This is a genomic window from Epilithonimonas sp. KH_059 (assembly GCF_057838485.1).
The window spans coordinates 717,995-739,114 of the sequence record NZ_CM174468.1 but is presented as its reverse complement, the minus strand read 5'-3'; the positions used below and the strand labels follow the sequence as shown (position 1 = coordinate 739,114).

At 41.9% G+C, this 21,120-nt stretch carries 14 protein-coding genes and 1 tRNA gene; 8 read left to right on the top strand and 7 right to left on the bottom strand.

Annotated features, from left to right (window positions below):
- Positions 1-81: 81 nt before the first annotated feature.
- The gene (locus AC3IRX_RS03445; protein ID WP_489211077.1) at positions 82-2,157 is read right to left on the bottom strand and encodes an alpha-ketoacid dehydrogenase subunit alpha/beta; all 2,076 of its coding nucleotides are present in this window, start codon (positions 2,155-2,157) and stop codon (positions 82-84) included.
- 239 nt (positions 2,158-2,396) lie between these two features.
- On the opposite strand from AC3IRX_RS03445, the gene dnaE reads away from it, so the two are divergent.
- The 5 genes from dnaE to AC3IRX_RS03420 all read left to right on the top strand — a co-directional run bounded on the left by dnaE (position 2,397) and on the right by AC3IRX_RS03420 (position 13,381).
- On the top strand, positions 2,397-7,028 hold the full coding sequence (gene dnaE / locus AC3IRX_RS03440; RefSeq protein WP_489211076.1) for a DNA polymerase III subunit alpha: 4,632 nt from the start codon (positions 2,397-2,399) through the stop codon (positions 7,026-7,028).
- Positions 7,029-7,207: 179 nt separating this feature from the next.
- Complete coding sequence (locus tag AC3IRX_RS03435) at positions 7,208-7,807, top strand: TetR/AcrR family transcriptional regulator (RefSeq protein ID WP_489211075.1); 600 nt, start codon at positions 7,208-7,210, stop codon at positions 7,805-7,807.
- Positions 7,808-7,812: 5 nt separating this feature from the next.
- Positions 7,813-9,147 (top strand): TolC family protein, encoded by a 1,335-nt coding sequence (locus AC3IRX_RS03430; RefSeq protein ID WP_489211074.1) that lies wholly within the window; start codon positions 7,813-7,815, stop codon positions 9,145-9,147.
- Between the two features lie 7 nt (positions 9,148-9,154).
- Positions 9,155-10,210, top strand: a complete 1,056-nt coding sequence (locus AC3IRX_RS03425) for an efflux RND transporter periplasmic adaptor subunit (protein WP_489211073.1) — start codon at positions 9,155-9,157, stop codon at positions 10,208-10,210.
- Positions 10,211-10,231: 21 nt separating this feature from the next.
- The gene (locus tag AC3IRX_RS03420; RefSeq protein ID WP_489211072.1) at positions 10,232-13,381 is read left to right on the top strand and encodes an efflux RND transporter permease subunit; all 3,150 of its coding nucleotides are present in this window, start codon (positions 10,232-10,234) and stop codon (positions 13,379-13,381) included.
- Between the two features lie 133 nt (positions 13,382-13,514).
- Here the strand turns inward: AC3IRX_RS03420 and AC3IRX_RS03415 are convergent, their stop codons facing one another.
- From AC3IRX_RS03415 to AC3IRX_RS03405, 3 genes are all read right to left on the bottom strand, one after another.
- On the bottom strand, positions 13,515-14,105 hold the full coding sequence (locus AC3IRX_RS03415) for an NAD(P)H-dependent oxidoreductase (protein ID WP_489211071.1): 591 nt from the start codon (positions 14,103-14,105) through the stop codon (positions 13,515-13,517).
- Positions 14,106-14,196: 91 nt separating this feature from the next.
- Entirely contained in the window at positions 14,197-14,718 is a 522-nt protein-coding gene (locus tag AC3IRX_RS03410; protein ID WP_489211070.1) for a Crp/Fnr family transcriptional regulator, read from the bottom strand.
- 235 nt (positions 14,719-14,953) lie between these two features.
- A tRNA-Arg gene (locus AC3IRX_RS03405) sits at positions 14,954-15,027 on the bottom strand.
- A gap of 51 nt (positions 15,028-15,078) precedes the next feature.
- Here AC3IRX_RS03405 and AC3IRX_RS03400 point away from each other — a divergent pair.
- From AC3IRX_RS03400 to AC3IRX_RS03390, 3 genes are read left to right on the top strand one after another with little or no spacing between them, the layout of a single operon-like run.
- Complete coding sequence (locus AC3IRX_RS03400; RefSeq protein ID WP_489211069.1) at positions 15,079-16,125, top strand: ABC transporter substrate-binding protein; 1,047 nt, start codon at positions 15,079-15,081, stop codon at positions 16,123-16,125.
- A 35-nt stretch (positions 16,126-16,160) separates the two neighbouring features.
- Positions 16,161-16,805 (top strand): monofunctional biosynthetic peptidoglycan transglycosylase, encoded by a 645-nt coding sequence (mtgA, locus tag AC3IRX_RS03395; RefSeq protein ID WP_489211068.1) that lies wholly within the window; start codon positions 16,161-16,163, stop codon positions 16,803-16,805.
- Between the two features lie 18 nt (positions 16,806-16,823).
- On the top strand, positions 16,824-18,857 hold the full coding sequence (locus AC3IRX_RS03390; protein WP_489211067.1) for a recombinase: 2,034 nt from the start codon (positions 16,824-16,826) through the stop codon (positions 18,855-18,857).
- Here the strand turns inward: AC3IRX_RS03390 and AC3IRX_RS03385 are convergent.
- From AC3IRX_RS03385 to AC3IRX_RS03375, 3 genes are read right to left on the bottom strand one after another with little or no spacing between them, the layout of a single operon-like run.
- Positions 18,835-19,128 (bottom strand): hypothetical protein, encoded by a 294-nt coding sequence (locus AC3IRX_RS03385; RefSeq protein WP_459112325.1) that lies wholly within the window; start codon positions 19,126-19,128, stop codon positions 18,835-18,837. The genes AC3IRX_RS03390 and AC3IRX_RS03385 overlap by 23 nt on opposite strands.
- A gap of 3 nt (positions 19,129-19,131) precedes the next feature.
- The gene (recF, locus tag AC3IRX_RS03380) at positions 19,132-20,259 is read right to left on the bottom strand and encodes a DNA replication/repair protein RecF (RefSeq protein WP_489211066.1); all 1,128 of its coding nucleotides are present in this window, start codon (positions 20,257-20,259) and stop codon (positions 19,132-19,134) included.
- Positions 20,260-20,300: 41 nt separating this feature from the next.
- The gene (locus AC3IRX_RS03375; RefSeq protein WP_459112327.1) at positions 20,301-21,059 is read right to left on the bottom strand and encodes a UbiA prenyltransferase family protein; all 759 of its coding nucleotides are present in this window, start codon (positions 21,057-21,059) and stop codon (positions 20,301-20,303) included.
- Between the last annotated feature and the right edge of the window lie 61 nt (positions 21,060-21,120).

The following is a 21,120-nucleotide window of genomic DNA, read 5'->3' as shown; positions in this document are numbered from 1 at the left end:
CTTGAACAGGACTAAAAATTAGGATTATTTTTATTGTAAAAAAACGGCAATAGCCTACTTTCCTTTTTCTTATAGAGGCTCTTAATGAGAGAGCATTTCTCTTATTTTTGCTTCTACTTTTTCGGCCGTAGGGAGCATTTCTTTTTCAAGTACGACATTGATAGGGACCGCCGGTGTGTCTTTTGCTCCTAAAGTTTCCACAGGCAAATCCAATTGGAAGAAACAGTGGTGGGCAATTCGACTACTAAAGGCCTGAGCAAAGGAATTGGTTACCGCTTCCTCACTGAGTACAAGGCATTTTCCATGAATCGATACGCGCTCAAAAACAAGAGCTTCGTCTAAAGGAACGAGGGTTCGTAGATCAATGATTTCAATTCGGTTCTCAAAGGCTTTTGCGGCCTGCTTGGCCCAGTAAACGCCCATTCCGTAGGTGACTACCACAAGGGTGCGTCCTTTATCGATTTGCTCTTGGTCTGCTAAAAGAATCTGACTGGCTTTTCCAAAGGGCAAGATATAGTCTGAATCGGGTTCAATGGTTTTCGCTTCTTCTGTTCCTGGAACTTTCGACCAGTAGAGTCCTTTGTGCTCGAGCATGAGAACCGGGTTAGGATCGTAATAAGCAGCCTTTAGAAGTCCTTTAAAATCAGCCGCGTTGCTTGGGTAGGCAATCTTGATTCCCTTGATGGTGGCTAAGATGCTTTCAATGCTTCCACTGTGGTAGGGGCCTCCTCCTCCGTAGGCGCCGATAGGGACCCGGATGAGCGCAGAGATCGGAAATTTCCCCATCGAGAGGTAAGAAGATTTTGAAATTTCTGTGATGAGCTGATTAAGACCTGGATAAAGGTAATCTGCAAATTGGACTTCCACAATCGGTTTAAGTCCGACGGCGCTCATTCCGACCGTGGAGCCTATAATATAGGCCTCTTGAATGGCGGTGTTGAAAACGCGCTCATCTCCAAATTTATTTCCTAAGGTAACGGCCTCTCTAAAGACCCCACCAATTCGTTTGCCTACGTCTTGTCCATAGAGTAGGGCTTCCGGATGTGCGTACATGATTTCTTGAATGGCATGGATCGCTGCATCCACCATGACAATCTTTTCTTTGGCTCCTTCTGGAACTCTGATTCCCTTTTCTTCCAAAATGGGAGTCGGGGCAAAGACATGGTCCATCACGCTTTTCGGATCTGGATCCGGAGCTTGGAGAGCTCTTTCAAAACTAAGTTCTATTTCTCTTTTGGACTCTTTTTCAATCGATTCGAGCGACGATTCTGAAACGCCATATTCTAATAGATTGTTTCTTAATAGAACGCCTGGATCCTTTTTTCGGTGTTCGTAAAGGTCCTCTTCATCGCGGTAAAACTCTCGTCTTACGCCCGAAGTATGGTGGCCAATAAGAACTGTTTTTGCGCAAACCACCACGGGTTTTTGCTGATCACGTACAATGGAAAAAGCTTTTTCCATGCCCTCAAAGGCCTCAATGAAATTAGTTCCATCAATGCGTAAACGTTCAAGACCGGTAAATCCACTTGTGAATTCATAGGCATCTGCGGTGCGGGCTTCTTTGCCCGTGACGGAGATACCCCAATCGTTATCCTGTACTAAAAAAAGAATGGGAAGTTGGTGCAAAGCGGCAAACTGAAAGGCCTCGGAGACTTCTCCTTCTGTGACTGAATTGTCCCCAAGGGAGCAAACGACGATAGGATTCTTCTCAAAGGTTTTTAGCTTTTGGTTTTTTATGTATTTAAGTCCTTGCGCAACTCCTGTGGTGGGAATTGCCTGCATGCCTGTGGCAGAACTTTGATGAATCATTTTAGGCATTTCCTCGCTTCGGCTCGAAGGATGAGAATAGTAAGATCTTCCTCCTGAAAAAGGATCCTCTTTTTTAGCCAGCAATTGAAGCATGAGCTCGTAGGGAGTAAATCCCATCCCTAGCAATAGACTCTCGTCTCGATAGTAAGGAGAAACCCAATCGTCTTTGGTGAGAAGATAGGCTGTGGCGAGTTGCACGGCCTCATGGCCTCGAGAAGTAGAGTGCACATAAGGGCAGAGGGCTCTATTCTCTTCGTAATGGTCGGCCATGGATTTGGCCATCATCATATGCGTGTAGGCTTTTAAAAGAATCTGTTTCGAAATAGGAGCGGAAGTCTTCGTTTTCATAGGAGTTAAATATAATACTTTTGTTGTATATTGAAATGCTCTCTTCTATGGGCTGTACTAAAGGTATGGCTTTTAGAGCGTCACGCCTCTAGAGACGGGATTTTCGTTCGAAAATTCCAATCCCCAGGGAAATATTCCTTTCCCCAAAAAGGCAGGTGAGCAGCGAAAATAAAAGAAGTTTACATACAATTTGAATCTCAGAAAAAAAGGCTCTAATTTTACCAAAAATAGTTAGCAAAATGTATTTAGTATTTGATACAGAAACCACCGGGCTTGCGAAAAGCATGCAAGCACCCTACAGCGACACGGAGAACTGGCCACGCATGGTGCAGATCAGTTGGCAGTTGCACGATACTGACGGAACGCTAATTGAAAACAAAGACTATATCATTCGTCCGGAGGGATTCGATATTCCCTACAAAGCGGCGGAGGTGCATAAAATCACCACCGAAATTGCCCAAAAAGAAGGACAGGATTTAAAAGAAATACTTCTCGAATTTAAAGAAGTCTTATCGAGGACTAGGGTCATGGTAGGGCATAATTTAGAGTTTGACCTTGGGGTTTTAGGCGCTGAGTTTTTTAGAAAAACCCTTCCCTTTGAAATAGAAGAATTGCAAGTAGCCGATACCATGCACTTTGGAACCGACTTTTGTAAACTCTCTTGGGGACGTGCAGGCTACAAACCTCCGAGACTTGGGGAACTTTATCAGGCTCTCTTTCAAGAGGATTTTGATCAGGCGCACAACTCGGCGGCGGACGTGAATGCGACGGCGAGAGCCTTTTTCGAGCTCTTGCGTTTAAATGCGGTGCCCCTTGGAGTACTAGGGATTTCTGAAAAAGAATTCACTTCTTTTAAAGCGAAGAATCCCACGCAAATTCAGTCCTTTGAGATTGTGGTCAAAAAGCAGGTGGGTCTTCAGTCTACTGCAGTCGGTAAGACGAAAAAACCTAATGTAGAGATCGAACTTGGATCTTATTTCAATTTCCATAACCATAGCATTTACTCTTCTTTACAAGGCTCAAGTAGCCTTACGGATTTAATTGACGAGGCCTTTGAAAATGAGTTTCCAGCAGTGGGTCTCGTGGATCTTGGCAACATGATGGGCGCCTTTAAATTCAATGCGGAACTTCAAAATAGAAACAGTGCTCTTGAAAAAGAGTACAACGCTTATTTAGAAAGGGAAAAGGAAGCAAAAGAGAAAGGAGAAGAGTGGAACGAAGTGCCCCCTAAAAAGCCCATCGTAGGAATTATCGGGTGTGAGTTCTATTTGTCGGACCGACCGGAGCAAAAGCAGTTTACCAAAGACAATCCCGACAAACGATCGAGAGTGGTTTTGCTTGCGAAGAATAGGAACGGGTATAAGAATTTAGTAAAACTCTCATCCCTTGGCTATGTGAATGGCTTTTATTTTGGGGTTCCTAGAATCTCAAAAGAGATGGTGAAAGAATATAAAGAGGACTTAATTGCCCTTTCGGCGGGTCTTCAGGGGGATATTCCCCAAACCATTTTGGAACTAGGGACGCAGAAAGGGGAAGAACTCACCCTGTGGTGGAAGGAAACGTTTGGAGAGGATTTCTATCTTCAAATTCAAAGCCATGGAGTGCAAGAAGAGAACCACGTAAATTCTGTTTTGGTGGAATTGAGCGAAAAGCATTCAATTCCGTTACTTGCTCAAAACGAAACCTATTATTCGGAGGCTACGGACGCGAAGATTCAAGAGATCTTAAGCTGTATTAAAGACGGAGAGAAATTAAGTACCGAGGTTGGACGAGGCTTTGGAAAACGAAAAGCGCTTCCTTCTAAAGAATACTACCTCAAAAACAGACAGGAATTAAAGAAATCCTTTGCCCAGTTTCCTACCGCTTTCTCAGCCTACGAGGATCTGGTCAAGAAATTTGAACCTTATAGTTTGAAGCGCGATGTGCTTCTTCCCGAATTTGCGATTCCAGAAGAATTTCGAAGTCCACTGGATTTAGAGGACGGAGGGAAACGAGGAGAGAATGCGTATCTCCGACACCTTACGATTGAAGGAGCCAAAGCACGTTATGAGGAAATCACACCTGAAATTCAGGAGCGTTTAGATTTTGAATTGGAGGTTATCGCCAATACCGGGTATCCTGGATACTTCTTAATTGTGCAAGACTTTTGTAACGAAGCGAGAAAGATGGGCGTATGGGTTGGACCGGGTAGGGGATCGGCAGCGGGTTCTGCCGTGGCCTACTGCACAGGGATTACCAATGTGGATCCGATTAAATACGATTTGCTATTTGAGCGATTTTTGAATCCAGAAAGGGTTTCTATGCCCGATATTGACATTGACTTTGATGACGAAGGAAGAGACCAAATCATTAAGTGGGTAATTGAAAAGTATGGGAAAACCAATGTAGCTCAAATTATCACGTATTCTGTTTTAGGAGGGAAATCCGCGATTAAAGACGCAGGTAGAGTTCTTGAGCTTTCCATTGGAGAAACCAACGAACTCGCCAAATTAATTCCTCCCTCCCCGGGGATGAACTTTAAAAAGGCCTTTGCGAAATACGACAAGCTACCCCCAGAGGATCAAATGCTCGTCGATGAAATGAAGAGAATCCTAGGAGACTCGAAAGATCCTCGTCATGCAGTGCTTTCCGCAGCTCAGAAATTAGAAGGGGCCATTCGAAATACAGGGATTCATGCTTGTGGGGTCATCATTACGCCCGAGGATATCTCCAATTTAGTCCCTATTTCCATTGCGGCAAAAGATTCTGAAATTTTAGTTTCCCAGTTTGACAACTCGGTGGCGGAGAATGCAGGACTTCTTAAGATGGACTTTTTAGGACTTCGTACGTTGACGATTCTGAAGGATGCTCTTAAATTAATTAAAAAGAACCACGGGGTGGATATCGACATTGATACCCTTCCCCTAGACGATACCAAAACGTATGAACTCTTCCAAAAAGGACACACAGTAGGGATTTTCCAGTACGAGAGTCCGGGAATGCAAAAATACATGCGGGAATTAAAACCTACCGTTTTTGCGGATTTGATTGCGATGAACGCCCTGTATCGTCCAGGTCCTATTAAATACATTCCAAGTTTCATTAACCGAAAACATGGAGAAGAAGAAATCGTATACGACCTTCCTGAGGCGGAAGAATACCTAAAGGAAACCTATGGAATTACCGTTTACCAAGAACAGGTAATGCTCCTTTCTCAAAAGCTTGCAGGCTTTACGAAAGGGGAGGCAGATACCCTTAGAAAGGCCATGGGGAAGAAGCTAAAGAGCGTTCTCGACGAGCTCTATCCTAAATTCATGGAAGGAGGAAAAGAGAAAGGACATGACGAAAAAGCCCTCAATAAAATATGGAAAGACTGGGAGGCCTTTGCCGAGTATGCCTTTAACAAATCCCACTCGACTTGTTATGCACTCATTGCCTACCATACGGCTTATTTAAAAGCGAACTACCCTGCGGAGTACATGGCAAGTGTCATGACCCACAATTTAAATAACACAAAGCAGATTACTCTTTTCATGGAGGACTGCCGCAGCATTGGAGTTGATGTACTTGGGCCCGATGTGAACGAATCCCATTACGAGTTTGCAGTCAATGAAAAAGGCCAAATCCGTTTTGGCTTAGGCGCCATCAAAGGAATTGGAGAAGGGCCAAGTGAGGCCATTGTTCAGGCGAGGGAAGGAGGTCGTTTTGAAACGGTCTATGACTTTTTTGAACGCATTCCATCTCGAGAAATGAACAAAAGGGTAGCGGAGAGTTTGGTGATTGCAGGCGCGTTCGACGAACTGGACTCTTACCACAGAGCGCAGTATTTTGAGATCGATACGATGGGCAAAACGACCCTTGAAAGACTCCTTCGATACGGACAGAGTTTTCAAGAGGGCAAAAATGAAATTCAAAATTCACTCTTTGCTGATTTTGCGGATGAGGTACAAATCGAATTGCCAAAGATTTTACCGGCGCCCGAATGGCAGAGCATGCACAAGCTGAACAAAGAAAAAGAAATTATTGGGTTCTACCTCTCTTCTCACCCTTTAGATGAATTCAAGTTTCAATTTGAATTCCTGCAAGGACAGCTCTCGAAACAAAGCGTTTTGCAGGATCCAAGTGAGCAGGCAGAACTTGAAAAAGCTCCTCTCGTGTCAATGGATGCGGATATAGTTCTTGAGGAGGGTATAGATTTAGACCTCGAATCAGACGATATGGATGCTTTGGTGGGACTGGAACAAACGGTGATTGAACCTAGGGGTGCCCTTGGATTTTTGAACTTGGATCAAATTGATCCGTTCCGCGACCAGCAGTATGGACCAGAACAAATCCGACTCTATGAGGAAATCAAAGACTATAAAGAAAAGCAAAGATTTCGGGAGAACGCAAAAGAGTACATGGTCTCTGGACTCATCACAGAATACACCGTGCGCGATGCTAGAAACAGTGGAGAGAAAATTGCTTTTCTAACCTTAGAAGATTATAGCGGTAGTTATTCGTTCCGATTGGGTGATCGAGATTACCTCAAACTTCGAGACCGACTCGATTTACAACGCTTCGTCATTTTAAAAATCAAATATTCCATTGCAAAAGACTCACGCGTCTTTGTCAACGTTTCCGACGTTTATGATTTGAAGGAAGCGTTTGAAAAGTTTGCAAGAAGTCTTTCCCTTGTGCTGGACGTCGTTCATCTAAGAAGAGAAGATTTTGAATTCTTGAAACGCGTTCTAGCGGAGTTTCCAGGGGATCAAAAATTGAATTTCTATTTCAAAGATTCGAGAGATCAGTCCCATATGGAAATTCCTTCTTTAAAAGCCCAAATCGAGGTAAATCCAACGCTCCTTTCTAGTTTAAAAGGAGACAATCGCTATTCATTTTACTTAAATTAACCTTACGTTCATACAATTTTAAAGTACTTCCTTTTTGAAAGGAAGTACTTTTGCATGGGCGTTAGCGGTGAAAGTAGGCACCAAAAAAGAGAGGGTGAAAATAATTGAAAAAAAACTAGGAAACTTTTTTGGTTTATTAGTTTCCCATAGCGTATCTTTGTCGCGTGAAATTTACAAGTATGGACCCGAATGAAGAATTTTTAGAAACCGCCTCGATGCTCTTTATGGAGAACGGAGCCAAAACTCTGACCATGGATGAGGTCGCGAGAGAATTTTCGATTTCAAAAAAGACGCTCTATCAATTATACAAAAATAAAGAAGCGTTATTAGAAGATGTACTTAACTATCAACTTCGAAAAGTGATAGAGAAAATGGAGCTGTTAGATTCCAAAGTGGAAAATGCAGTGGCGCGAATGTTTTGCCGTGATGAAGAAATTGATCAGGCGGTTCGCACCAACAATTCCATGCTTATACGTCAATTGATCCGCTATTACCCCAATATTTTTTATTCGCACATGAAGCATTTCGGAAACCGATTCACGACGGTGCTTGTTCGGAATATTCATAAGGGGAGAGAACAAGGACTTTACCGAACGGATTTTGACGAGAAAACGTATGCCAAGCTGTTTTTGCAGCTCGTGATGTCCTACGACGCTTCTCCCTTTTTTGATGAAGAAGAGAAAGAGCGTACGGATTTCATGGAAGAAGTAATCCTTATGTATATGCATTCGATTACCACCGAAGAGGGCAAGAAAGAATTAGAAAAAGTAAACAAATAAAATCGATGAATAAACTATTAATGGCAGTCGCCCTTTTAGCAAGTGGAATTGCTTTTGGACAAAACACGCAGGTGCTGACTCTGTCTGAGGCGATTAATTTTGCGCTCGAGCATAAAGCCGAAGCGCAAAAAGCAAGACTCGATGTGCTAAAGGGTCAGGCTCAAATTGCAGAGGTGAAAGCAAGTGCTTATCCTCATGTGAATTTTACGAGCTCAACTTCCTACAATCCTTTGCTTCAAGAAACGGTTCTCCCTGGGGAAATGTTTGGGGCACCCGGACAACAAGTGAAAGTAGCCTTTGGACAAAAATGGACCTCTAGTAACATGGTTCAGCTCTCGCAAGTTCTGTTTAACCAATCCGTGTTTACAGGACTGAAAGCAGCCAAATCCACTAAAGAGTTTTACCAAATTAATGCGGAGCTTACCGAGGAACAGATCATTGAAAAAGTAGCTACGGCTTATTTTCAAGTATACCAATCCGAAGAAATGCTCAACAATGCGGAAAACAACCTAGAGATTACGAATCAAACCATTCAAATCATTAAAGGTCTTTACGATGCAGGACTTGCTCGTAAGATCGATTACGATCGTGTGGTGGTGGCTCGTAACAATGTGAGTTCAGGTGTGAAGCAGTTAGAAAACAGTGTGGATCTAGCAGAGAATGCGCTTAAGTTCATGATCGGCATGCCAATGGAATCTGAAATCACGCTTCCAGAAGGAAGTTTTGAACCTGGAATGCTGTCTGAGGCGGACTACCAAGTAGAGCAGCGCACGGAAGTGAAATTAATGAACAAGCAACTTGAACTTCTCGATTGGCAAAAGAAAGCCTCCGAAGCGGAGTACTATCCTACAGTTTCGCTTTCTGCGAACTATGGCTTTCTAGGACAAGGAGAGAAAATGCCATGGTGGAATGGACAGAAGCAGGGCGTTTTTTGGTCTGACATGGCCTCCGTTGGACTTAACATTCAAGTGCCTATTTTTAATGGATTTGCAACGAAATCAAAAATAGAACTCAATAAAATTGAAATTCAAAAAGCAGAGGCGGATCTTGTAGAAACCAAGCTAGGTCTAGACCTTGCTTATAAGAATGCTCGCACCTCTCTTGAAAACAATTTAACGCTTATCGCTTCGCAAGAAGAGAATGTTCAATTGGCGCAAGATGTCCTTTCTAACACGCGTAGCAACTATCAGTACGGACTTGCAACCCTAAACGATATATTGGATGCAGAACGCGACTTAACCGATGCAAAAGACCATTTAACTCAAGCTAAACTAGATTATAAACTCGCTGAAATCAACCTGTTAAAATCACAGGGGAAACTAAGAACTTTAAATTATTAATTCGATCATGAAAAAAAATACAATTATCACCCTGGTTTCCCTTATCGTAGTTGGGGTACTTGCGTTTTTCATTTTGCAACGCAACAAGTCAAAAAACGAGGCCGAAGTGGCGATCGTAGCGCAAAAGAATAAGGATGTAGCCGTTCGAACTACGCTTGTGAAATCCGAGCTGATTGAAGGAGCCTTTCAAGTGAACGGGAACTTTGTACCGAACCGCGAGGTAACAATCGCTTCTGAGATCACAGGACAGTTAGCTTCCCTATATGTAAAAGAAGGAAGTTACGTGAAAGCAGGACAAAGCATTGGTCGTCTCGTAGGAGATAAGCTAAATGTTAACGTATCCAATGCACAGGCCAATTTAGCCAACGCACAACAGGCACTTAGCCGATACGAACAGGCTTACAAAACCGGAGGGGTAACCGCCCTTCAATTAGACCAAGCGAAACTTCAAGTCACAAACGCAAGAGCGCAAGTGCAGTCTGCGAACTTGGTTTCAGGCGATACAAACATTGTTTCAAAAATAAGCGGGATTGTCAATCAAAAATTCGTGGAAATTGGAACCATTCTAAGTCCAGGAACACCGATCGTTGAAATCGTAGACATTTCTTCTGTGAAACTACGTGTGGATGTAGACCAGTCTTTAGTGAGCAACCTGAAAGTAGGGGACTTAATTAAAGTAAAAGTGGATGTAAGCGATGCAGAAATAGAAGGAAGAATTACTTTTATTGCACCCTCAGCATCTGGCGCTTTAAAATTCCCTGTCGAAATTGCGGTTAAAAATGCATACAATCAACTAAGAGCAGGAATGTACGGAACGGCCATGTTCAATCGCGTATCCGATGGGAAAACGCTTTTAATTCCTAGATCAGCTTTTGTAGGATCCGTTAGTGACAACCAAGTGTTTGTGGTTAAAAATGGAGTGGCTTATTTAACAAAAATTCAAAGTGGAGCTAATTTAGGCGACAATGTAGAAGTGGTAAGTGGCCTGAAAGAAGGCGAAATGGTGGTGACCAGCGGTCAGATTAACCTAAGCGACAAAACAAAAGTAAGCCTACTTAAATAACGATTGTAATACAAGAATAGAATGAAATTAGCAGAAGTATCGATCAAGCGACCAAGTTTGGTCATCGTGATGCTTGCCTTACTGATTATTGGGGGACTCTTTAGTTACTCTCAGCTGAATTATGAGCTGATCCCTAAATTTGAAGTGAAGGTAGTCACAGTGGCTACGGTCTATCCAGGAGCCTCGCCCGCCGAGGTAGAAAATACGGTTTCGCGTAAAATTGAAGACGCGATCTCCGCCCTAGAAGGAATTAAGAAGATTCAATCCAAGTCTTACGAAAGTTTATCCGTCGTTATTATTGAATTTAATAACGATGCCGATGTCGACTTCGCCTTAAACGAAGCGCAGCGGAAAATTAATGCCATTCGATCGGATTTACCTGAGGACATTGATGAGCCTTCGCTCTCCCAGTTCTCGCTATCCGATATGCCGATTGTGCGTATGGGGGTAACCGCCAACCTAACCGAAAACGAACTCTACGACTTAATTGACGAGCGTATCCAGCCGGAAATCTCCAGAATTACGGGGGTATCAAAGGTGGATATTGTCGGAGGACAAGAAAGAGAGATACGAATCAACTTAGATCAAAACAAACTACAGGGGTATGGTCTTACCATTCCTCAAGTAGAGCAAATCATTGCGGCTTCGAATTTGGACTTCCCAACGGGAAGTTTAAAGACGAGAGAAAATTCCACGTTGATTCGTTTGGCAGGTAAAATTACCTCTGTAGATCAGCTAAGGAATTTAACCATTGCCTCTGTCGGAGGTCAAAATATTAAGCTTTTGGATGTGGCCGAAGTACAGGATACACAGAAAGAAGCGGACAAACTAGCCCGAATCAATCGCCAAAGTACCATTATGCTTCAGGTGCAAAAGCAGACGGATGCCAATGCGGTGGAAGTGAGTTCCCTAGTGAGAGAGAAAATCGCACAAATTGAAGCGCAGTATAAAGATACAGGCGTGAAGATTGACATTGCGGACGATACCTCCCTATTTACCCTTGAAGCAGCGAACGCGGTAATCAAAGACTTACTGATCGCGATTTGCCTTGTGGCTTTCGTGATGCTTTTCTTCCTTCACAGTTTTAGAAACGCTTTGATTGTAATGGTTGCGATTCCAACCTCGCTTATTGCCACCTTTATTGGACTCAATCTACTCGATTATAGTTTGAACTTGATGAGTTTACTAGGTCTCTCCCTTGTGGTTGGGATTCTGGTGGATGACGCGATCGTAGTGATTGAAAATATTCACCGTCACATGGAGATGGGGAAAAACAAAGTACGTGCGTCGTATGACGGAGCGAAAGAAATTGGATTTACCGTCACTGCGATTACCCTTGTAATTGTAGTGGTATTCTTACCGATTGCCCTTTCTTCTGGACTTGTAACGGACATTATTAAGCAGTTTACGGTGACCGTAATTATTGCGACTTTGCTTTCCTTGCTTATTTCCTTTACAGTGGTGCCATGGCTCTTCTCTCGTTATGGGAAATTAGAGACCATTAGCAACAAAACTTGGTTTGGAAAAATCATTACAAGGTTTGAAGAGGGACTGAGCTGGTTTACACGCAAAATCGAATCCATCCTTCGATGGAGTTTAGTTCATAAACTTAGAACTTTTGGAGTTGTAATTGTTCTTTTTGTAAGTTCTATTCTGCTTTTAGCCTTTGGTTACATTGGAACGGATTTCTTCCCAGCCAATGACAAAGGGGAATTCTTAGTTCAATTCGAGATGCCGAAAGACACCTCACTTGAAGAAACCAATTTCATGACTCAAAAGGCGGAGAACTATGTGGCTCAAAAGCCCGAAGTGGAAAGTATGATTACTTCCGTAGGACTTGTGAGTGGAGATATGGGAGCGATGCAATCCACCAATTACAAATCGGAGATTAGCATTGTTCTAAAAGAAGATACAGAAGAAGCGACCAAGGTCTATTCTGCCAAACTAAAGAGAGAACTTGAAAAAGAAGTCGTTGGAGTAAAAATCACCACAGTTCCTGTCGGATTTATGGGGGCTGAAATGGCACCGCTTCAAATGACGGTCACAGGTCCTGAGCTTGAAACTGTAATGCAGTACGCCAAAATGGCGGAAACGAAGTTAAAAGCGATCGACGGTTCTTCTGAGGTAGAACTCTCTGTAGAGGAAGGAAATCCAGAAATCTCTATTAATGTCGATCGTGATAAAATGACCGCTTTAGGACTTAACGTGGCGAGCGTCGGAACGACCCTAAGAACTGGATTTAGTGGAAATACAGACAATAAGTTCCGTACCGGAAACAGCGAGTATGACATTAACATCATCCTAGATGAAACCAACAGAAAAAGCATAGACGACGTGAAAAACGTAACGTTTATAAATAACCAAGGACAACAAATCCAATTGGCGCAGTTTGCAGACATCGTTTACAGTTCCGGTCCTGCGCTTCTAGAGCGTTTTAACAGAACTCCTTCCGTAACTGTGCAAGCACAGGTTGTAGGTCGTACGACTGGAGCGGTCGCTGCAGATTGGGAAGCCTCTCTTGCAGAAGAAAAAGCACCTGCAGGCGTCACTTGGGTTTGGGGTGGAAACATGGAAAATCAAAGTGATGGGTTTGGAACGCTAGGCGTTGCCCTAATGGCAGCGGTTCTACTCGTATACATGATTATGGTCGTTCTCTACGATGACTTTATCAAACCGTTTATCGTTTTATTCTCGATCCCGCTATCCTTCATTGGAGCGCTTTGGGCTCTTGCCTTAACGAATCAGAGTTTGAATATTTTCACCATCTTAGGGATTATCATGTTGATTGGTCTGGTGGCCAAGAATGCCATCTTACTGGTGGACTTCATTAACCACCGACTCGATGCAGGAGAGAATATTGAAAACGCGATTGTCCAAGCGAATCACGCGAGACTTCGTCCGATTCTAATGACAACCATTGCAATGGTCTTTGGGATGCTTCCTATTGCCATGGCAACGGGCGCAGCAGCCTCAATGAATAATGGACTTGCGATTGTTATTATCGGGGGACTAATCTCTTCGTTATTCCTAACGTTAATTATTGTTCCTGTGGTTTATTACATTATTGTAAGACTCGAGAACCGTTTTTCAAAACACGAAAAAGTGGATTACGGATCTGAGATGACTGCAGACTATAAGCATCTTCATCCGGAAGACGAACTAGAGTTTTAACTCTAAAGCCGAAGTAATTCTCGGTAAAATAAATAAGCAAGGGTCTACTTTTTTTAAGTGGACCCTTGTTATTTATAGGGAGGAGAGGAATTGAATTTTATTCAGTTTCTGTTCCGTTTTCTAAAATCTCTTATTAATTAAAATTTGAAAATTGTTTTTCGAGCTGGGCCAACCATTTTACCCTTTTCTCTGGAGTGACCGACTTGACCCGATTGTGGCTTATCCACTTGAGATTTTTGTAACCCATGGTTTTGAAAACGCTTTTTATCATTGCTTTTTGGATTAAATTTCCAACGAGCAAGGAATACATTATTTTGGGTTTGTTCATGGTCGTAATGACGGTTACACTTTTCAGGTTTTTCAGTAAGGGAAAGAGTCCAAAACCTCTCGGGTGATGGTCATACACGATACCTGGACTTAAAACCCGATCCACAAAACCTTTGGTGGTTGCAGGCATTAAATCCCACCAAATTGGAAAAATAAAAATTAAATGATCCGCTTTTTTCAAGCGTTCACAGTAGTCTATTACTTGGGGGTCGGTAGGTTTATGTTCAACAAATGCTTTTAAGTCTTCCCTTGACATGACGGGATTAAATCCGTCCTTGTCAAGGTGCATTAAGTCGATTTCGTGAAGGGCTTTTTGAAGTCCTTTGGTTACTGCGTTTAGGATTGCGTTGCAGTAGCTTTCCTCATAAGGGTGATTGAATACGATTGCTGTTCTCATTTTTTTACGGTTTTAAATTCACTGCAAAATTGAGAAGTCAATGTGTTATCAGGCGATAACAATTGTAAAGAAATGCTTTGATGCGAAACTATTATCGTCTGTTTCTAATTCTGCTTAAAGAAACGGAGGTAATTCCTAAATACGAAGCGATATAATGTTGGGGAACTCGCTTTAAAATTTCGGGATGTTTCTCTATTAATTCTTCGTAGCGTTTTTTTGGATTGTTACTAAGGAACGAGTAGAAAAGTTGTTGGGCTTGAACAAGTCGTTTGAATAAATGGTTTTCTATTTCTTTTCCTAATTCAGGTGAGTTTTCGAGAAGATTTTGGAAGTCTTTTTGAGAAATCGTTTGCAAAATACAAGGCTCTAAACTTTCAATGGAATATAAGCTCGGCTGGTTTGTTCTGAAGCTTTCGATCGAGGAAACGCTGTCGCCCTCGAAGAAGAATTGAGTGGTGATTTCTTTTCCATCCTTATTCACCCAAGTCCGCAAACAGCCCTTCTCGATAAAGAACATTGTTTTTGAAATCTTTCCCTCTTCCAGCAATAGGGTCTTTGCAGGGATTTCCTGCCGTTTAAAGTACTCGCTAAATTTGTCCCATTTGTCTTTCAATTCTGTTGTCGTATTTGGATTGATGGTGACCCCCTATACAGACACTTCAAAATTAAACAAATTTATTAACTGCTTTTTTGCATTCTGTAGGTGATATCTTTCTCGATGACAGAATTTTGACGAAACAATACAAAAAACCAAGTTTTTGTATTGTGATCAATTTCGCCCACTTTCCGTAGGCTTCTGTATTTGAAATAGTTAATAAAAAAAAGCTCCAACTTTCGTCGGAGCTTTGTGAACGCGGAAGGAGTCGAACCCTCAACCTTCAGAGCCGTAATCTGACGCTCTATCCAATTGAGCTACGCGTCCATTATCGTTTTACGGTTTGCAAATATAGGACTTTTTTATTTTCTTTGAAAGATGAAAACCAAAATAATTTTATTTCTTTTTCTTGGGATACTCCTTAGTTGTCAAGGAAAACAAGAAACGGTAGCGAATGAATCCATTACGATTTCATCAAGCGTTTCTTACCAATGGCAGGAGGATCACCTTAGCCTTAAGACTGCAAAATCAGAAACGAGTTGGAGGTCAGCGGATTTGCCTTTGAAACGCGCTGTGGTTCTTAATGCAAGTTTGATTGGGTATTTTACAGAACTGGGAATCGAATCGAATCTTGTGGGTGTTTCCAGTCCTGAATATATTTATTCTAGCAAGATTCAGGAAAGAATAAAATCAGGTCAAATCCAAAATGTGGGGAGCGAACAGAAGTACGATCTGGAAAGAATCCTCGCTTTAAAACCTCAGGTGATCTTTACCAATTACATCGCAAATTTTGAGAATACCTATGATATTCTAAAGAAGAATGGGATTCAAATGGTATTCTTAGATGAATACTTAGAGACAGACCCTTTAAGTAAAGCTAAATACCTTCAAGTCTTTGGAGCTTTGTTCGGCGTGGAGCAAAAGGCACTTGAAACCTATATAGAGATTGAATCCAGATACAATTCACTTAAAGCGGAGGCTCAGAAGGTCGCAGAAAAGCCGCTTGTGATCACCAATGAACTTTACGGGAATCAGTGGTTCATGCCTGGAGGTAAAACTCAATTTGCGAATTTTATGAAAGATTCGGGGGCTAAATACCTACTTGAGGATAATTCGGAAGAGAGAGCAATCCCTTTGAGCTTTGAGCAGGTTCTAGTGGAGGCGAAAGAGGCAAGCCTGTGGGTAAATGCAGGAAATTACACTAGGAAGTCTCAGATGCTCGCTTTGCATCCCAATTACGTTCAACTGGATGTTTTTCAGAAGGGGAAAATTTATGGAATTTCTGGAAAAACCTTGGGGAAAGCCAATGATTACTTTGAATCAGGTGTGGTCAGGGCCGATTTGGTTCTTAAAGATTATATCAAAATGGTGCACCCAGAATTAATACCAGCAGATTCCCTCGTTTATTTTAAAGAACTACAGTAGATGCCAAGTTCGAAATCGCTATTTTTGCAGCACCTATGTGGAAGTTTATAAAAAGAATTGTTTTTTTAGTCGTCGTGCTATCCCTACTGGGGCTTTTAGCGGGTCGTTTTTTCAATCCGCCTATCACCTTTACTCAAATGGGAGGGATGGTTAAATATGGAAAATTGCAAAGAGATTACATCCCTTTGCAGGACATGGGAGTTCAAATTCAAAAGGCAGTCATTGCCGCCGAAGATCAAAAGTTCTTTCAGCACAATGGGTTTGATTTTAAGGCCATTGAAAAAGCCTTAAAGCATAACGAACAGGGCAAGAAACTTCGAGGAGGCAGTACCATCTCACAACAAACGGCAAAAAATGTGTTTTTGTGGCAATCCAGAAGCTGGATCCGAAAAGGGTTTGAGGCGTTCTTTACCTTTGCGATGGAAGCACTTTGGCCTAAGGAAGTCATTCTAGAGAGATACCTGAACTCCATTGAGATGGGGCAGGGAGTCTTCGGGATTGAGGCGGCTTCGCAGTATTATTTTGGCAAGAATGCGAAAAGTTTAAGCAAAAGCGAGGCGGCATGGATTGCAGCCATTCTTCCTAGTCCGCAGAAATACGATCCAAAGAATCCCTCTTCTTACTTAAGGAAAAGGCACAATTGGATCCTAAACCAAATGACAAACGTTCGTTTACCGTAATTTACAAATAGAATATTCATGGCATTTTTCACTTCAAATAAACCTGCGTTTGGAAGCGTTCTTAAAAAATACTTTAGTTTTAAGAACGAAACGACCTCACTTGAGCCTTTGTTTGAAGTGTTTCATAGCGTCAAAAAAGAAGACTTTTCCGTGGTGCTCGATTTCTTCATCCACAGTGAAGACATTGCACGAAACTTCGGATCTTATTTAGAAGGCCTCTTTAAAGACAAGCCTTTTAACCTTTCCCTAACCGAGGCTAATATTCTTTCTGAAAATGCGTTCTTTCCGGAACTTCGGAAAAGAACTTTAGATTTTATTTTGCCTCCTGTAGGAAATGAAAATTCGATTTGGTATCTCGTGGACTTTATCTCGACAAGACCAGGGAGCGATCTCAACTATTTGAAAAGCATTCCTTCGGAGCAATTGGACGCCTTTTTCAAGTTGTTAGGAATTGACAATTTAATCACCCGCAAAAAGGTGAAAAGAGAAATGCTTTTCTCTGCCAATATTTTGGCTTGGAGAGCGGTGGGGAACGCTTTAGAAGCGGGTGTAATGAACATGGTTCCCGAATACATGAATTACGACAATCCCTTTTTGGCCCTTCAAGACGAGATGGACCTTCTCAAAATGGAGATGACGAAGAATCCTGATTTTCAGTTTTCCTCCAAAGACCCCGAATACAAGCAGATTAATATCTACCTAGGACAATGTCTCCAGTTCATCGATACCGCGTTTAAGAACTCTTCCAAATACGGAATCACCAGCCGAATTAACCAATCCTTATTAAAGATCCGTCAGCAGATCAATCGAATCTCAGATATTTTTTCACTTTGGGCGATTGATGGACCTGAGGACGTGGTGAAAAACTCCAAAGAATTAATCTTTAAGATTATGGAGTATAAGTCGCATAAGAACAATATATCAGAGCTCTTTGACGACGCGACTCGGCTTCAATCCCATTTGATTACGAACCATACCGCCGAGACAGGTGCCCATTACATTACTTCCACGAGAAAGGAGTACATGAAGATGTTCTACAAAGCAAGTGGAGGTGGAATCATTGTAGGAGCGCTCTGCGTTTTAAAACTGCTTTATGGTTATGCGCCGGGCAGTGAGTTTTCTCACGCCTTTATGTATGCCATGAATTATGCGATGGGCTTTATCATGATTTATCTGATGGGCTTTACCCTCGCTACAAAACAGCCAGCCATGACCGCAGCGACGATGGCCAAGGTGCTTTCGGATGAGAAAAACACCACGACCAACTACAAAGAATTTGCGCATTTAATATCGAAGTTGTTCCGAAGTCAGTTCATTGCCTTCATTGGAAACGTGGCGTTAGCCTTCCCAGTGGCACTCGTCATTATTTATGGGCTGGATGTCCTGTTCAATCAAAACTTTGCGACCGACAAGGCAGGCGTCTTTTTAAATGACCTCGATCCTTTTGAATCTAAAGCCCTTTTCCATGCGAGCATCGCCGGGTTTTATCTTTTTGTCTCTGGGATTATTTCAGGGAGTATTGGAAATAGCTCAGTCTACTATCAAATTCCCGCGCGTATTGATAAGAATCCACTGATCAATTCCCTGTTAGGGAAGCGCTTTGCAAGTGGGCTATCCGATTATTATCAAAAGAACTGGGCCGGAATTATTTCGAACTTTTGGTTTGGGGTGTTCTTAGGGATCACGGGGCCTATTGGGAAGTTCTTAGGGTTGGATTTAGACATTCGACACATTACCTTTGCCGCCGGAAACTTCGCCATTGGACTCTATGGAAAGGACTTTTTGGTGAGTAACTATACCTTTTGGATTAGTTTTATCACGGTCTTTTTAATTGGATTCTTTAACTTTTTAGTAAGTTTTGGTTTCTCCATGGCGCTTGCCTTCCGCTCAAGAAAAATTACGTTTGGAGGAGTTCGATTGATTTTAAAAGAAATCGGAAGGTATTTCCTTTCCAATCCACTTCGTTTCTTTCTTCCAATTCGATCTCTTGAACTGGATACAAAAGCCAAGGAGCTTGTGGAAAAGACCTCTACAAAATCTGAAGAGAAGTAACTTTCGCCTCTCCAAGTTCATCTTGGAATTTTTTTAGAAAGAAGGATTTTCGCATTCGGAAATCATTTTTCAATAGGGGAGACAAAATTCTGATTTCAAGGGTGGTTCCTTGCAAGCGTACGCTTTGTATTTCTGCGAACAGAGATTTATCCAAATAGCCTTCTAAAAGTTCTCTTGCTTTTTCACTCGTTAATTGCTGCTGAAATCCATTCTTTTTCGCAAAGATTTCCATGAGCTCAGAGGCCTTGAATTCTCGTTTTTTCTTGCGCATGATCTATTTCTTTTCCGAGTTCTCTTGGGAGGAGATTTCAAAGATTTTACTGTCCTCGTGAATCCTTTTTACAATTTCTTCCGTTCTTTGTTTGTCCGTATCCGTGATAAACATTTGACCGAATTTTTCACGGTTGATAAGGGCAATTAGGTTGCTTACCCGGTGGGAGTCTAGTTTGTCAAATATATCGTCTAGAAGCAGGATAGGCGTTTTCTTGGTGAGTTCTACGAGTCGCTTGATTTGGGCTAGCTTTAGGGCTATTAGAAAGGATTTTTGCTGCCCTTGAGACCCTGTTTTCTTTAATAGAGTACCGTTCATTTCAAAGAGAAGATCGTCCTTGTGGATACCGCTTGAGGTGTAGGTAAGTTGGCGGTCTTTGCTCAGGTTGGATTCTAAAAGAGTTTGGAAATTCGCGGAGTTTAATTCCGATTGAAAGCGAACACTAATGGATTCCTTGCCTGCCGAGAGGGTGGAGTAAAACTGCTGAATCAGGGGATTTAAACTCTCAATAAACTTTTTTCTTTTTTCAAATATAGGCACGCCAAATTCAAGCAAAGGAGCCGTGTAAATCTCCAAAGAATCTAAATCAAAACTTCGGTTCTTTTGAAAGTATTTTAAAAGCGCATTTCGCTGCTTCAGGGTTTTCTGATACTGGATGAGCTCAAAGAGATATTCAGGATCCGTTTGGGAAATCATTTGGTCTAAAAACCGTCTTCTGCTTTCTCCGGAATCGGTAATTAAGTTCGAATCGTAAGGAGAGATTAAAACCGTAGGAAGATAGCCAATGTGGTCAGCTAATCGAGGGTAGATTTTCTCATTCTTCTTCAGGTTCTTTTTGCCCTCTAAGGGCATTTGAAGCTGAAGTGTGCTGTATTTTTGAGTTCCTTCTTCAAGGGTAGACTCCTCTTGGATCTCTGCCTTCAGGCTGAAAAAATCCATTCCTTGCGTGATGCTTGAAGAGTCCGTATTTAATAAAAAGCTTTTGCCTACCGAAAGGTAGTGCAAAGCATCTAAGAGATTGGTTTTTCCACAGCCGTTGTTCCCTACAAAACAATTGATTTGAGAGGAAAATTTAAAATCTCGGTTCAGATGATTTTTAAATTGGGCAATGTGGAGCTGAGAAACAACCAAAAGATAAGCGAATTAAAAAGGATTAGTAAAAATTACAGAGTTCAAAAATACTCCATTAATATGAGAAATAAAAACGGGAGACCTGAGCAGAGTTCCACCCAAAACGAAAAATAGCTGTCTTTTCTGTTAGGGCTGCAGTAGTAGATAAGGACTCCAGCAATGACGCCCGAAACAAAGAAACAAAAAGCGTATGAGAAACTAAGGAAATAGGAGGCGCAAAGAGAACTTAGAAAAAGAAGCAGGTAAGCAAAATTTTTTGTGTTTTGAATTCCTATTAATTTTGGGAGGGTTAAGACCTGGTCTTTCGGGAGATCCCGAATGTCAAAAGGAAGGACTAAGGCAGTAATGTAAAGCCAACTCATGAAAAAGATAGGCCAGTGAATTGGTTCTGAAAACAGCCATGCATTCACAAGGGCCCAGACAAGTCCTACGTAAAAAATCTTGAGTAGAGGGACTTTTCGGACGGTATCGTCAAGGAAAGTAGAGTTGTATAAAAGTCCCAAAAGCACAATGATTAGCCACTTTAATAGGCGTATTTCATTATGGTTCAAAATAATAAAGAGGGCCGAAACCAAAAATGTCACTATATTTAAGACGAGAATCTTCGAGAGCATTTTCTTCTGTCCTTGGTATTTTGTGTAGAGATATCCACTCAAATAAGTAACAAAGATCAGCACGACGCTCGGAAGTCGGAACGCGTTTTGCTCTACCATAAAAAAGACGGCAAATAGCGTTCCCATAAGGGACACAAAGATTTGAGAGTCGATTAGATAGGTTTTAAGGCGAGACGATCCGTTCATAAAAAACAAAGTTACGCTTTTAACCTTTTGCTTCTTTAATAATATAAGATATAAGTACCCC

Bases quoted from the DNA above. Each gene is read 5' to 3' on its own strand.
- AC3IRX_RS03445 (WP_489211077.1), bottom strand. From the start codon at position 2,157: ATGAAAACGAAGACTTCCGCTCCTATTTCGAAACAGATTCTTTTAAAA.
- dnaE (WP_489211076.1), top strand. From the start codon at position 2,397: ATGTATTTAGTATTTGATACAGAAACCACCGGGCTTGCGAAAAGCATG.
- AC3IRX_RS03435 (WP_489211075.1), top strand. From the start codon at position 7,208: ATGGACCCGAATGAAGAATTTTTAGAAACCGCCTCGATGCTCTTTATG.
- AC3IRX_RS03430 (WP_489211074.1), top strand. From the start codon at position 7,813: ATGAATAAACTATTAATGGCAGTCGCCCTTTTAGCAAGTGGAATTGCT.
- AC3IRX_RS03425 (WP_489211073.1), top strand. From the start codon at position 9,155: ATGAAAAAAAATACAATTATCACCCTGGTTTCCCTTATCGTAGTTGGG.
- AC3IRX_RS03420 (WP_489211072.1), top strand. From the start codon at position 10,232: ATGAAATTAGCAGAAGTATCGATCAAGCGACCAAGTTTGGTCATCGTG.
- AC3IRX_RS03415 (WP_489211071.1), bottom strand. From the start codon at position 14,105: ATGAGAACAGCAATCGTATTCAATCACCCTTATGAGGAAAGCTACTGC.
- AC3IRX_RS03400 (WP_489211069.1), top strand. From the start codon at position 15,079: ATGAAAACCAAAATAATTTTATTTCTTTTTCTTGGGATACTCCTTAGT.
- mtgA (WP_489211068.1), top strand. From the start codon at position 16,161: ATGTGGAAGTTTATAAAAAGAATTGTTTTTTTAGTCGTCGTGCTATCC.
- AC3IRX_RS03390 (WP_489211067.1), top strand. From the start codon at position 16,824: ATGGCATTTTTCACTTCAAATAAACCTGCGTTTGGAAGCGTTCTTAAA.
- AC3IRX_RS03385 (WP_459112325.1), bottom strand. From the start codon at position 19,128: ATGCGCAAGAAAAAACGAGAATTCAAGGCCTCTGAGCTCATGGAAATC.
- AC3IRX_RS03375 (WP_459112327.1), bottom strand. From the start codon at position 21,059: ATGAACGGATCGTCTCGCCTTAAAACCTATCTAATCGACTCTCAAATC.